The sequence below is a fragment of the Streptomyces sp. SID3212 genome, assembly GCF_009865405.1.
GTDB lineage: Bacteria > Actinomycetota > Actinomycetes > Streptomycetales > Streptomycetaceae > Streptomyces.
This window is the reverse complement of the sequence record NZ_WWJY01000968.1, coordinates 13,816-26,013: the sequence shown is the minus strand read 5'-3', so window position 1 is coordinate 26,013 and position 12,198 is coordinate 13,816. Positions and strand designations below refer to the sequence as shown.

General features: G+C 69.1%; 16 protein-coding genes. 12 read left to right on the top strand and 4 right to left on the bottom strand.

Going from position 1 to position 12,198, the window contains the following annotated elements; translation table 11 throughout:
* Window position 1: 1 nt before the first annotated feature.
* From GT042_RS28890 to GT042_RS39960, 12 genes are all read left to right on the top strand, one after another.
* On the top strand, window positions 2-2,476 hold the full coding sequence (locus GT042_RS28890; protein WP_161311650.1) for a LamG-like jellyroll fold domain-containing protein: 2,475 nt from the start codon (window positions 2-4) through the stop codon (window positions 2,474-2,476).
* Window positions 2,477-2,484: 8 nt separating this feature from the next.
* Window positions 2,485-2,934: a hypothetical protein gene (locus tag GT042_RS28885; RefSeq protein ID WP_161311649.1), complete on the top strand. Its 450-nt coding sequence runs from the start codon at window positions 2,485-2,487 to the stop codon at window positions 2,932-2,934.
* Complete coding sequence (locus GT042_RS28880; protein ID WP_161311648.1) at window positions 2,931-3,425, top strand: hypothetical protein; 495 nt, start codon at window positions 2,931-2,933, stop codon at window positions 3,423-3,425. Before GT042_RS28885 ends, GT042_RS28880 begins: the two co-directional genes overlap by 4 nt.
* 64 nt (window positions 3,426-3,489) lie before the next feature.
* Window positions 3,490-3,678, top strand: a complete 189-nt coding sequence (locus tag GT042_RS28875; RefSeq protein ID WP_161311647.1) for a hypothetical protein — start codon at window positions 3,490-3,492, stop codon at window positions 3,676-3,678.
* Between the two features lie 3 nt (window positions 3,679-3,681).
* On the top strand, window positions 3,682-4,542 hold the full coding sequence (locus GT042_RS28870) for a peptidoglycan-binding protein (protein WP_161311646.1): 861 nt from the start codon (window positions 3,682-3,684) through the stop codon (window positions 4,540-4,542).
* 97 nt (window positions 4,543-4,639) lie between these two features.
* Window positions 4,640-4,819, top strand: a complete 180-nt coding sequence (locus tag GT042_RS28865; RefSeq protein ID WP_161311645.1) for a hypothetical protein — start codon at window positions 4,640-4,642, stop codon at window positions 4,817-4,819.
* Window positions 4,819-5,247: a hypothetical protein gene (locus GT042_RS28860; protein ID WP_161311644.1), complete on the top strand. Its 429-nt coding sequence runs from the start codon at window positions 4,819-4,821 to the stop codon at window positions 5,245-5,247. The genes GT042_RS28865 and GT042_RS28860 overlap by 1 nt, the downstream gene beginning before the upstream one ends.
* Entirely contained in the window at window positions 5,234-5,635 is a 402-nt protein-coding gene (locus GT042_RS28855) for a hypothetical protein (RefSeq protein ID WP_161311643.1), read from the top strand. Before GT042_RS28860 ends, GT042_RS28855 begins: the two co-directional genes overlap by 14 nt.
* A 121-nt stretch (window positions 5,636-5,756) precedes the next feature.
* Complete coding sequence (locus tag GT042_RS28850) at window positions 5,757-7,007, top strand: helix-turn-helix domain-containing protein (protein WP_161311642.1); 1,251 nt, start codon at window positions 5,757-5,759, stop codon at window positions 7,005-7,007.
* Between the two features lie 100 nt (window positions 7,008-7,107).
* Window positions 7,108-7,572: a hypothetical protein gene (locus GT042_RS28845; RefSeq protein WP_161311641.1), complete on the top strand. Its 465-nt coding sequence runs from the start codon at window positions 7,108-7,110 to the stop codon at window positions 7,570-7,572.
* Window positions 7,573-7,887: 315 nt separating this feature from the next.
* Window positions 7,888-8,208 (top strand): hypothetical protein, encoded by a 321-nt coding sequence (locus GT042_RS28840; RefSeq protein ID WP_161311640.1) that lies wholly within the window; start codon window positions 7,888-7,890, stop codon window positions 8,206-8,208.
* 327 nt (window positions 8,209-8,535) lie between these two features.
* Window positions 8,536-8,658: a hypothetical protein gene (locus GT042_RS39960; RefSeq protein WP_272925769.1), complete on the top strand. Its 123-nt coding sequence runs from the start codon at window positions 8,536-8,538 to the stop codon at window positions 8,656-8,658.
* Window positions 8,659-8,754: 96 nt separating this feature from the next.
* Here GT042_RS39960 and GT042_RS28835 read toward each other — a convergent pair whose 3' ends face one another.
* The 4 genes from GT042_RS28835 to GT042_RS28820 form a co-directional block, all read right to left on the bottom strand.
* Window positions 8,755-9,708: a hypothetical protein gene (locus GT042_RS28835; protein ID WP_161311639.1), complete on the bottom strand. Its 954-nt coding sequence runs from the start codon at window positions 9,706-9,708 to the stop codon at window positions 8,755-8,757.
* Between the two features lie 483 nt (window positions 9,709-10,191).
* Window positions 10,192-10,449, bottom strand: coding sequence for a helix-turn-helix transcriptional regulator (locus GT042_RS39955; protein ID WP_161311638.1), 258 nt, complete (start codon window positions 10,447-10,449; stop codon window positions 10,192-10,194).
* 84 nt (window positions 10,450-10,533) lie between these two features.
* Window positions 10,534-10,743: a hypothetical protein gene (locus tag GT042_RS28825; RefSeq protein ID WP_161311637.1), complete on the bottom strand. Its 210-nt coding sequence runs from the start codon at window positions 10,741-10,743 to the stop codon at window positions 10,534-10,536.
* Between the two features lie 271 nt (window positions 10,744-11,014).
* On the bottom strand, window positions 11,015-12,190 hold the full coding sequence (locus tag GT042_RS28820) for a site-specific integrase (RefSeq protein ID WP_161311636.1): 1,176 nt from the start codon (window positions 12,188-12,190) through the stop codon (window positions 11,015-11,017).
* Between the last annotated feature and the right edge of the window lie 8 nt (window positions 12,191-12,198).

Genomic DNA, 12,198 nt, shown 5'->3' with positions numbered 1-12,198 from the left:
CGTGGCTGTGCTGATGGAGGTGGGCTGGGGCGGACTGATCTCCGACCCCAGCTCGATCACGTGGACGGACATCAGCCAGCGCGTCCACATGCCCTCGCTGGTCGACATCAGCCGGGGCGCCGCCGACGAGAAGGCCGAGACCCAGGTCGCCACCATGACGGCGGTCCTGGACAACGAGGACGGGGCGCTGACTCCGGGCAACGCGACCTCGGTGTGGTATCCGTTCGTGCGGCGGAACACGCCGGTTCGCTTCGCGGTGACCACGACAACAGCGCGCACCGGCGCCGCACCGTGGCCCCTCGTCCAGTTGGCCGACGACTTCGACAACGGGAGCGTGGACGCGGCGCTGTGGCCCAACAGTTACGGCGGCGCGGTCGAGGTGGGTGGCCGCGCGCGGATCCCGCTGACACCGGGGGTGCCCGCGGCCTACCAGTCCGCGCGCTCCTGGGTGCTGACCGGCAGCCAGTTCAGCATCAAGATCGCCGCCCTGCCCGCCGTGAACGGCAGCAGCGCGGCGTCGGCCAGTGTGATGGTGACCGGCACGACGGCCGGGACCCGGGTGGGGTTCACGTACAGCCCGGTGGCCGCGACCCTGCGCCTGGTGTCCGAGGTGGGCTACTTCGACGCCGGGGCCACCGAGCTGACCGGCAGCGGCCTGGGCAACCTGTGGCTGAGGATCCGCGAGGACTCCGGATCGTTGTACTGGGAGACCTCGGACGACGGCTACACCTGGACTGTGCGCCGCACCCTCGCCACCCCGGCCTGGGTCACCGCACAGCAGGTCGCCGTCGAGCTGGTCGCCACCCGCACCGGCGGCGCCCCGGACTACGTCGAGTACGACCTCGCCAACCACCGCGTGCACAGCAGGTTCTGGGGAGTCCTCAACGACCTGCCCGTCAGGTGGGCGGGCCTGGAGTCGAAGGTCTACATCTCCGCGTCCGACCAGCTGAAACCGATCAACAAGTTGCCCGTCCTCAAGTCCTGCCTGGCCGAGGAGATCCGCACGTCGGACACCCTGACCGGGATCTACTCGTTCCTGTCCGCGTACTACCCGCTCACCGAACCCAGCGGGGCGTTCTCCGCCGGCGACCTGTCCGGCCGGGGCGCGGCGGCCATCGCACAGACCCAGGTCAGCACCGGCGGAACCTTGGACTTTGGCACCGACGGACTGGCGGCGGGCGGTGACACCAGCGTGACCTTCACCCCCGCTAGCACGAGCGCGGGCAAGTATCTGACCGGCGACCTCGGTGGCGGCTTTCAGTCGGACAGCAACGTGACCGACGAGCACACCTCGTTGACCCCCGTGGTGGAATTCTGGTTCAAGTCGACCACTGTCAGCCGGGCGATCCTCGGCCTGTACGAACCCGGGCTGGACCACCAGATCGTCTTCGCCCTCAACGCGTCCGGCGTGCTGACGATCGAGTCGACGGAGACCGGGGACGCGCTGTCCGTGGTGACCACGGGCAGCGGGGTCCTGACCAATGGCCAGTGGCACCACGTCGTCCACGACAACTCGAACAAGACCGTGTGGATCGACGGCTTCCAGGTGGGCGGCACCCTCTCCATCCCCACCATGATCAACCACAGAATCCTGCACGTCGGCGGATACCGGGGCGCCCGGTTGTTCTCCGGGCAGATCGCACACGTCGCGATCCACCACGGCACCGGCCCGGCCGCCCTGGTCTACTCCGACCACTGGACTGCGGGGACCACGGCTTTCGGTGGCGAGCCTGCCGACGAACGGATCGAGCGGCTCGCTCGGTACGCCGGCGTCGACAGCGTCACCATCTTCGGGACGACCCACGACGCGATCGCGGCCCAGGGTGAGGGCGGTACCGGGGCGCTGGCCCGGATGCGTGAGGTCGAGACCACCGAGTCCGGCCGCCTCTACGCGGAGCGGGACTACTTCGGACTCGCTTACCAGTCAAGGGATGTCCGGTACAACCCGGACCCCAGCGGCGAGGTCTTCGTCATCGACCACGCCGACCTCGACACCAATGATCTCGAACTCACCGACGACGATCAGAAACTGATCAACTCGGTGGAGGCGTCGAGCCCCGGAGGTGCGACGCAGCGGGTCACCGCCCCCGAGTCGATCGCCGCGTTCGGCGAATACCCGCAGCAGCTCACCTTGCTGAAGGTCACCGACAACTCTGTGCTGGACGCGGCGTACTGGACGATCTCCCGGTACGCCGATCCCTTGCCTGAGCTGCGTGAAGTCCCGATCCAGGCGTACACCCTTCCGTTCTACGCGGACATCCTCGACGCGGACATCAGCTCGTACTTCACCGTCTACAACCTGCCGCCCCAGACCGCGCCCGAGGCGCGGGTCGTGGTCGAGGGCTACACGGAGAAGATCGGCGAGCAGTCCCACCTGATCACCTTCCGTACCAGCGCCGCCGCCCGCGACTCCGTGTGGGTCCTGGAAGACCCGGTGTACGGCGTCCTCGACCAGACCACCCGCCTCGCCTACTAGGAGTCCCCGTGCCCATCGCGATCGTCCGCAGCGAGACGTACTACCTGCCACCCCCGCGACTCCCACGCGACGCCTGGGTTGGCATCCCCCTGGCCGAGCGGGTCTTCGTGTGGATGGGGTACCGCCTCAACCTGCGCCTCACCCCACCGGAAGGCGACGTGGATCACGTCGCCTTCGCCCGCATCGACAGCAACCGGTGGCTGGTGGAATGCGTGTGCGGGGCGGCGCAGGTCACCAGCCCGGTCGACCCCCGGTCCGCGTGCACGCAGTGCGGGTACGGGTGGTGCGCCATGGTCGTCCCCACCCCGGAGGAAGTCGAGGCGATCGAGGCCGAGTTGCTGGCGATTCCCCAGCCGCATCTTCGGTTCTGGTGGCACCCCGACGACCCGGCCAACCCCGCCACCCCGCCGGACCCCGAGCCGGCTGACCCGCCGGCCGAGGACGAGGAACCGCAGTGACGTTCTCCCCACGCACCTGGTCCGTCGGTGAGATCGTCACCGCGGCAATGATGAACACAGAAGTCCGCGACCAGTTCAACAGCATCTTCGCGGCGTGGACGACGTACACCCCGACCTGGTCCGCGCCCACCCCGCCGACCCTGGGGAATGGGTCGATCACCGGCCGGTACATCAAGGTGGGCCGGACCTGCACCGTGTCGTGGCTGCTGACCATCGGGTCCACCACGACCCTCGGGAGCGGTGCGTATCTGTACGGTCTGCCCTTCACCGCGGCGTCCAGCACGGTGCACTACCTGGGCAGCGCCCGGCTGGTGGGTACGGACGTGTGGCACGGGCAGGTCTCCGTGTCGACCGGGGCGTCGTCCGCGAACTTCACGTTCCCGGCGAGCGCAACGAACGCCCGCTCGGCCAACCAGTCCGCCAGCGTCCCCGAGACCCTGGCCGCCGGCACGACTGTGCGCGGGACCGTCACATACCAGACCGCAACCTGACCCACCCCACCCCGAGCCCCGCGCCGATCCCGGCCCGGGGCTCTCTGCATGCCCGGAGGACCTCATGGCACAGCACGACCCGCAGGACCTGGGCCGCGTCGCATATGCGGCGTACGGCCAGACCACCGACGGTCGTACGTACGACGACCAGCCGCTGCCCACGTGGGAGGAGCTCAGCGACCGGACCCGCGCGGCGTGGGCCGCCGCGGCGGTCGCGGCCGTCCGCGCCACCACCACGCACCCGGAGGGCTGACCCATGGCCACACCGATGACCGCCAAGCGGTTCCTGGAGATCCTCCTGGCCGAGGGCCTGGAGGTTGTCCAGGTCGGCGACTGGCGCACCTACAACCGCAACCACAAGGGCCCCTGGGGCCCGGTCCACGGCGTGATGATCCATCACACGGTCACCAAGGGCACTGCCACCACCGTCGACATCTGCCGGCACGGGTACGCGGCCCTGCCGGGCCCGCTGTGCCACGGCGTGATCGCGAAGGACGGCCGGGTCCACCTGGTCGGGTACGGGCGGGCGAACCACGCGGGCAGCGGGGACGACGATGTCCTCCAGGCCGTGGTGGACGAGCGCGCGCTGCCGGCGGACAACGAGGCGAACACCGACGGGAACCGGTACTTCTACGGCTTCGAGTGCGAGAACCTCGGTGACGGCAAGGACCCCTGGCCTGATGTCCAGCTGGAGGCGATCGAGAAGGCCGCCGCCGCGATCTGCCGGTTCCACGACTGGGGGCCCGGGTCGGTGATCGGTCACCTGGAGTGGCAGCCGGGCAAGGTCGACCCGCGCGGCTTCACGATGGACTCGATGCGGGCCCGGGTCGGCGACCGCCTGGACGCGGCCACGCCCGGCAAGCCCAAGCCACCCACCCGGCCGCCGTTCCCCGGCCGCCAGTTCTTCGGCCCCGGCAAGGCCAACGCGTACGTGACGCAGCTCGGCAAGCAGCTCGTGGCGCGCGGCTACGGGCGGTTCTACAAGGTCGGCCCGGGCCCGAGTTGGGGCGAGGCCGACCGGAAGGCGGTCGCCGCGTTCCAGGCCTCCGAGCCGCAGCTGCGCGCCGACGCCGACGGGCTGCCCGGCCCCCTCACCTGGCACCTGCTCTGGGCCTGACACCCCGGCGATTCGCCATCTCTGACATTCGCGGTTCTTTTACCACCGCGAATGTCAGACCCCTTCTGACCTGCACTCCTCGTAGAACGGAATCATCATGCGAGTCTCCAGCTTCGCGAAGGCCCTCGCGGCCGCGGCCGCGGCCGGCGCCGCCTCCGTCTCGACCGCCGTCCTCGACGGGACCTTCACCACCGGCGAGGGCGTCACCGCCGTCCTCTCCGTCCTCGGCGCCCTGGGCATCACCTACGCCGTGCCCAACAAGCGCCCGAGCGCCTGATGGTGGCCGCGTCCGCCCGGCTCTGGGCGCGGCTGGACTGGCGCGGCACGTCGCTCCTGATCTCCGGGGTCGCCTGGATCAGCTACGGCGCGTCCATCGCCGTCCAGCCCCGCTACGGCACCACCCGAGGCATCGCCGTCCTCCTGGACATCATGCCCATGGCGGCCTGGGGCTGGGGGTGGATCGGGGCCGGGCTGGTGTGCCTCGGGTACTGCCTCGCCCCGGCTGGCCGGGACCTGCCCGGCATCGGCGCCGCGATGGCGCCGCCGCTGCTGTGGGCCGTCGCCTATGCGCTCGGGTGGATGACCGGGACCAGCTCCACCGCGTGGGGGGCCATCGCTCCCTGGGCCTCCCACGCCGCGCTGATCCTGGTCATCGCGGAGATCACCCGCCCCCGGCAGATCGTGGTGCGGTATGGAGTCGGCTAGCGGCGGGTGGCTCGGGGTCCTGGCGCTCCTCGTCTCGACCGGCGGCGCGGTCGCGACCGCATGGCTGGGAGGCCGCACCCGAACCACCCCGCAGGAAGTCGCCGACGCGCAGGAGCCGCTGACCCCGGCCCCGCCGCAGTCCGCTGACACCTGGGTCGTGTCGCCCGAAATGTACAGCTGGTTCCAGGACCAGATGTCCACGCTGCACCGCCGCGTCGGCGACCTGGAGGACGCCGAGCAGGAACAGCGCCAGCGCGGCGACCGCCTGGAGCGGCTGCTCGGCCTGGCCCTCGCGCACATCGACCAGCAGGACCAGCGGATGGTCGCGGCCGGGATGCCGCTCGTACCAATGGACCCCGAACTCACCGCAGCGCGCGGCAGCATGTAGCAAAGCCCCCTGTCCGACCCGTAAGGGCCGGACAGGGGGCGCTCTTTGCGTTCCTGGCGCACATGAGAATGGTCCCGCCCCTAACCTGACAGTGACGAAGCTGTAGGAGAGGGGCGAGACCGTGCAATCTGATGCTACCCCGGACCCGTACGCCAGCCCGATCGCGTTCGGGCAACGGCTGAGAATCCTCCGCACCCGACGCGGCATGACGCGTGAGCAGCTCGGTGGGCTGTGTGGCCGCTCTGCGTCCTGGGTCCGAGGACTCGAAGAGGGCCGACTCAAGACACCCAAGCTGGAAACGATTTTTCGGCTCGCCGATGCGCTGCGCGTACGGGACCTGGCCGAACTCACCGGAGACCAATCCGTGCACGTAGACCTGTTCGCAGGCCCCGGCCACCCACGCCTCGCTGGCGTGAAAGCAGCGCTCGACGCCTTCCCGCTGACGTCCGCCCGCGAGGCGCCGCCACTCGCCCACATCCGGGCCAGGCTCGCCAGCGCCTGGTCCGCCCGGCATGACGCGCCGAACCACCGCGAGGTCGTCGGAGCCCTTCTGCCCGACCTGATCCGGGATGCGCAGCTCGCCGTGCGGCAGGCAGACCGTTCCGACGAGCGGCGTACGGCCCAGAGCGCGCTCTCGGAGGTCTACAGTCTGTCCCAGTTCTTCGTGGCCTATCAGCCGGATGCCGCTCTGCTGTGGCGTGTGGCGGAGCGAGGCATGGTCGCCGCCCAGGATTCCGAGGATCCCCATGCGATCGGCGTAGCGGCGTGGCTCACCGCCCAGGCCCATCGCGACTCAGGCCCAGGGCATTTCGAGGCGGCGGAAGCCGTGACGTCGGAGGCCCTGGCCTACCTCGAACCGCGTCTCCCGGGTGCCTCTGACGGGGTCGTCGCGATCGTTGGGGCGCTCACCTTCGAGGCCGGTTACACCGCGGCGCGAATGCGGGAGACGGGTACGGCGTGGCGGTTCTGGGACGAGGCGAACAAGATCGCCAAACGGTTGCCTGCCGGGTACTTTCACCCGGTGACCTCGTTCTCCAGGGCCATCATGAGCGCGCACGCCGTCACCGTGGCGGTCGAACTGCACCAGGGCGGCGAGTCCGTACGCCAGGCCACCGCGTCGGAGGCGTCCACAATCCCCTCGCGGCCGCGCCGCGCCCGCCACCGGATCGAGGAGGCCCGCGCCTATCAGCTGGACGCGCAGCCGGACGTGGCCCTCGACACCCTTGCGCGGGCGCACGAGGCCGCGCCCGAAACGATCAAGTACAACGGCTACGCGAAGTCGATCATCTTGGAGGAGACGGAGTCCCGGGTGCCGGACCGCCGGCGCCGGGCATCCGAACTGGCGGTCAGGCTCGGCCTCCTGACCGCCTGACCGAGGGCGCACAATCTGTGCGCCTGCCCCCGCCGCCCCGCCCCTACGGTCGTCATCAGAGCCAATCCTGATGACGATAGGGGCAGGCGTGGATAGCAAAATGCGATCCGAACCGGCGGTCACCGAGTGGCTGCTGTCCTCCCAGGACCACCCACGAATCCCCCTGGGGGACTGGAGTGTCGGGCGGCCCGCGCTCCTGCGCGGAGGGCGAGCTTTCGACGCGGTCCGTATGCGGGCGGAACTGGTACACGCTGCGATCGGCTGCACCGCGCCCGCCGACGTGGCCGCCGCCCTGGCCGAGTTGCTCGACGGCCCCGTCATCGCCGACCCGGGCAGCTGGTACTACGGGCTCGTCCCACCGAGGACGACAGAGACGTGGCGCTCCTCGCTCGCAGTAGTTCTCGGTAGCGGCTCCTGGATCGTCGTACCCGTGCTCACCAAGGAGGGGCCGGCAGGACCGTACTGGGCTGTGCCTCCAGCCCAGTACGGCACGCTCTGCGACCCACAGGACTTGGCCGAGCTGCTCCGGGTCGGCGACGTGCGCCTCGGAGGCGTCGCACCATGACGGCCCCCGTGGCGAGTCCGGAGCACCAGGCGGCCTACCTCCTGCTCCTGGACCACGCAGGCGGCTGCACCCCTTGCAACGCCCTCCCACGCCAGGCTTGCGAGGAAGGCGCGCGCCGCCGGCGCGCGGCAATGACGGCCAGGCACGCGGACATCCCCGTGATCCCTCTCTGGAACGGTCCGCCGATCACGCCTGCGGACCAAAGGCGCCACGTTTCCTACAGCCCCGAGCACGGGGTGACCTTCGTTCCCCCCTGGGAGTGAACCGTGCCCGTCCACGAGGTACCCCTGGCGCCAGCAACGCCAGATTGACCCCATGGCCCTGATCTGTCCCCTCTGTCAAGCACCCGAATCGATCGCCTACGTCGAGAACGAAGACGGGAAGACGCCCTACGCCTGTCTCATCTGCGAGCGCTACCCCACCCGCGCGACGCCCTACGCCGTCGTCACGACCGACCCCGCGCCGTGCATCTCCTGCGGCGGACCCATTGTCGACACCTACCGATATGGCGCCACCGGATACCTCACCGACATCCACCGCACCGCATGCCCGCGCTGCGGACGAGACCGCACCGTGAAGGAGAAGGCAAATGCCTCAGATAACGCAGAACGTGCCCTGCCCTACCCCCGGCTGTAACGGGTCCCGCGCCGACGTCTACGAGACCGACGACCGCGGCAACATCGTGGGCCGCATCGCCAGTTACCCCTGCTCATCCTGCGGGAAGTGAAGGCACAGCCCCCGGATGGCTGCGGCGGGTGCTACTCCCGTGGCGCCGACCACGGCTTCCCCGCCGGAGACTCGCGCGGCAACCCGATCCGGCCCGGCTGGTTCACCCTCGGGCCAGCACCGGACGACGCGCCGCGCGCTCACTGACCCCCGCCCCGGCCGATGACTCCTCTCGGGAGAACCCCCGGCCGGGGCGGTGTACCACCGCCTATCCATCCGAACAGGAGGCACACCGCTATGAGTCCCATCACCGACGTACCCGCGACGCGCGCCAGGTCGCTGCTCACCGCCAGGGAGTTCGCCTACATCCGCGCCACGGTTACCGACATCGGGTGGCGCGCAACGACGCACACCGCGTAGGACATAGGCCGGCCCCGCCCACCAGTGCTCTGTGGGCGGGGCCGGCCTATGTCCTATGGCGAGCCTCATCTCACAGCGAGTAGGCGTCCACCCGGCTCAATCGTGGTTGGCCGTCGACCGTCCGTACCACCACATGAGCTGGCTGATCGTCTTCATGCCCAATGTCACCCGCAACTCGGCCAGCTCCTTGTTGATGGTCCGTGACGCCAGGCCGAGCTGCGCCCCCACCTGGTCCTGGGATCCCCCTGCGGCCAGGCCGCGGAGAATGGCGTGCTGCCGTGAAGTGATCGCTGCGCTGGTGGGTTTGCTTGGCGCCCCCCACACGGCCGCCTGTTCCCACATCATCTCGAACAGCGATCTTGCCCACATGACGGTGCCGGGATCGGTCACGTGCCATCCCGCGTGGCGGTCGGCGCGCTGCACCGCGTGGTTCTCGATGAAGAGGTGATCGCTATCGATCACGATCATGCGGGGGAATGGTGCACTCGATGTCCTGACCTCGGCTCCCAGCACCATGACCTCGGCGACGTACTGCTGCGTCTGTGCGTGGTCGCGACCGGCTGCGGGGTAGATCGTACGGACGTGTACCCCGCGGGTGAGGGCGGCGACGGTGCGGGCGGTGCCCATGGCCTGCATCTCGGGGGTGCGGTCCGCAGGGTGTTCGGGTTGAGCGGCGTAGAGCTCAACCGTGGCAGCGCCGGTGACTTCCCCGATCCGCGCGTTCATCTGTTCCCTGCTGGGCAGGAATTCGCCGGCCGCTCCGCCGAAGAACCTGTCGAGGTCGAATGTTCCCTTCAACCCTTCCAGTACCGGCACCAGCGACAGGTTACTGATGGTCGAGGCCAGATCGGTCTGCACCGTCGCGAGCAGCTCGTTGGTGGCCCCGCGCGGGTCCAGCGCGTAGTACTGCCCCCCGTGGCTCTGGATCAGCCCGATGGCGAGTAGTGCACTGACGTCGCGCCCGCCAACTGCCGTGCCAGCAGCGATCATCTTGTACGTATCCACGTCTGTCAGCGACAGCGACGCGTGCCCCGAATCAATGTCTGACATAACCCTTTACTCCCCCTTTGCCGATTGCGGGTTTACGCATGGGCGCATTCTCGCATCTGCGCATGTCTAGATCTCACCGTGGACGCATGCAACAGTGCGGTGAGTGAGCTTCCGCTTGCTCACACGTTCGAGCTTCTGGAGCCTGTCGTGATCAGAATTCGCGCCGTAGCAGCAACCGGGCTGCTGGCAGTCGCCGCCCTCGTCGCCACCGCAGGGGCCGCTCAGGCCGCGCCTGGCGACGTCGGCTGGGTGGCCTCGGCGCCCGCGCCTGGCGACGTCGGCTGGGTGGCCCCGGCGCCCGCGCCTGGCGACGTCGGCTGGGTGCCGCCGACTGCTGCGGCTAGCGACGTGGGCTGGTGATTGGCGCTACCCCCTCCCGCCACCTCGCCAACGCTGCCGCCGACCGATGACGTTGACCGGGGATAGGGCTGGGGCCGCGTTAGGACCTGCGTGCAGGGGCCGATGGTCCGCAACGCCGGGCGTTCAGGAGTGGGGCGTTGAGTCCTCGCGGACCAGCTCCGACGTCGAGACGCCGATGGCGTCGGCGATCCTGAACAGGGTGTCCAAGAGGGGGCTCGCGTGCCCCTGTTCGATTCGGTTGTACGACGCCCGGTCGATTCCGCTCCGCAGTCCCACGGACTCCTGCGAGAGGTTCGCGCGGATGCGGGCCTGCCGGATGCGTTCGCCCACTACCCTGCGCCGGGCAATGATCCGGTCGTCGAGGTGCGGGGACGGGGACACGCAGTCACATTCGGCCAGCTCTGACCGGATGTATGTAGGCGTGACCCTACAGTTTGTGATCTTGAAAGCGGGGGGGACTACATGTCAACGGCGACGGCGGTAGCGGGGCTCGCCTGCCTGATCGCGGGAGCGGCGGCCTGGGTCTCGCTCCGGGGGCAGCGCCAGCAGCGCCACCTCCGGCGAGAGGTCGATGACCTGCGGGCCGAGGTAGCCGCCGCTCGGATAGCCGGGGCGCTCTCCGCCGATGCAACTCAGGGTTGAAGTGGTGCGCCCCCCGGGGAGGGGGCGCACCACTTCCTCTCACACACGTCTCACAATCTGTGTGCGATCCTGCGGAGCGCGAGGCTCAGACCTGGCCGTGACCCGCTTTTCCTGGACTGTATGGACGCCCATGGACACGTTCCATACAACTACGGATCAGAAGGTTGCAGGTTCGAATCCTGCCGAGTGCACGTTAAGAATCTGGTTAAAGGCCAGGTCAGAGGCCCTGAATCGTCACCACGGTTCGGGGCCTTTCGTGTGCCCCGAGGTGCCACGTCTCACAAAATCTCACAATCGCTGTGGATCATGCTTGCTCAAGCAGCCCGGCCAGTTTGTCCGAACCAGCCCTGAGTGACTGCGGGTCGGCATGTACGTACCGGCGCTTCGTGAAGCCCAGGTCGGCGTGGCCGGCCCACGCCGACACCACCGTGTCGGGCACGCCGTTGTTCGCCATCCAACTCAGGCACGAGTGACGGGCGTCGTAGAGCCGGACCTTCCGCATGTCGGCCGCCTCCATCAACTTGTACGCCCGGCGTCGAAGCCAGTCGGTCTTGACCGAGCGGCCCAACTCATCGACCACCACGCGGCCTGACCCGGCGTAGCCATCGCCAGACGCCAGTTTCTCCTTCGCCTGCGCCAGTCTGAGCAGCTTGAGTGCTACCCAGAGGACCGTCGGCATGGGCAGCTTCCGGTAGCTGGCCGCGCTCTTCGTGTCCTTCTCTACGACCGCGCCGGCGACGAGCGTGCGGGTGATCTCCACCGAGATGGTGCGCGCTTCCAGGTCGACGTCCTCCCACCGAAGTCCGCAGACCTCAGCTGGCCGCAGCCCGATCAGGGACAGCAGCATCACCGCGTACAGACGGTCGGTCGACACGAAGGCGAGGAACGACCGGACTTCGGCCTCATCCCACGGCACCCGCGTCCGCGCCGCGGCCGCTGCGTCCTTCCTGGCCTGGCGCGGGATGGTCACGTGTACCGCCACGTTCCGCGTCACCAAGCCCCGCCGGATCCCCAGGTTGAGAGCGGCCCGCAGACGGCCGAGCGTGAGGCTTACCGTCCGCACGCCGACTCCTGTCCCCGGCCTCCCGCCGATCCGCCGCGCGCTGGTCAGCATCCAGTCGATCAACGACTCGACGTCGTCCTCGGTGAGTGTCTGCACCTTCCGGTCGCCGAGGTGCACTCGGACGTACCGCATCGCGTCCTCGTAGCTGCGCTTCGTCGCGGTCTCGACGTCCCGCGTGGCCGTCTTCAGCCACATGTCGATGAGTTCCTCGACCGTGACCTTCGACGGGAGCACGTAGGTTCCCGTCGCCCTCTGGTGCTGGATGCGGGCGTACTCGGTGACCGCCTCCTTCTTGGTGTCCTTCGTGACGGTCTGCTGCCGGCGCTTCCCGGTGGCCGGGTCCTGCCCGACGTCTACCACGAACCTGTACCGGACCTTCCCGTTACCGAGAACGATCTTCTTGATCGGATCGGCCATGACCTCTT

What these genes read in the sequence shown, in the direction of transcription:
- GT042_RS28835 (WP_161311639.1), bottom strand. Translation starts at nt 9,708, where the DNA reads ATGTCAGACATTGATTCGGGGCACGCGTCGCTGTCGCTGACAGACGTG.
- GT042_RS28875 (WP_161311647.1), top strand. Translation starts at nt 3,490, where the DNA reads ATGGCACAGCACGACCCGCAGGACCTGGGCCGCGTCGCATATGCGGCG.
- GT042_RS28845 (WP_161311641.1), top strand. Translation starts at nt 7,108, where the DNA reads ATGCGATCCGAACCGGCGGTCACCGAGTGGCTGCTGTCCTCCCAGGAC.
- GT042_RS28820 (WP_161311636.1), bottom strand. Translation starts at nt 12,190, where the DNA reads ATGGCCGATCCGATCAAGAAGATCGTTCTCGGTAACGGGAAGGTCCGG.
- GT042_RS28865 (WP_161311645.1), top strand. Translation starts at nt 4,640, where the DNA reads ATGCGAGTCTCCAGCTTCGCGAAGGCCCTCGCGGCCGCGGCCGCGGCC.
- GT042_RS28840 (WP_161311640.1), top strand. Translation starts at nt 7,888, where the DNA reads ATGGCCCTGATCTGTCCCCTCTGTCAAGCACCCGAATCGATCGCCTAC.
- GT042_RS28870 (WP_161311646.1), top strand. Translation starts at nt 3,682, where the DNA reads ATGGCCACACCGATGACCGCCAAGCGGTTCCTGGAGATCCTCCTGGCC.
- GT042_RS28860 (WP_161311644.1), top strand. Translation starts at nt 4,819, where the DNA reads ATGGTGGCCGCGTCCGCCCGGCTCTGGGCGCGGCTGGACTGGCGCGGC.
- GT042_RS28855 (WP_161311643.1), top strand. Translation starts at nt 5,234, where the DNA reads ATGGAGTCGGCTAGCGGCGGGTGGCTCGGGGTCCTGGCGCTCCTCGTC.
- GT042_RS39960 (WP_272925769.1), top strand. Translation starts at nt 8,536, where the DNA reads ATGAGTCCCATCACCGACGTACCCGCGACGCGCGCCAGGTCGCTGCTC.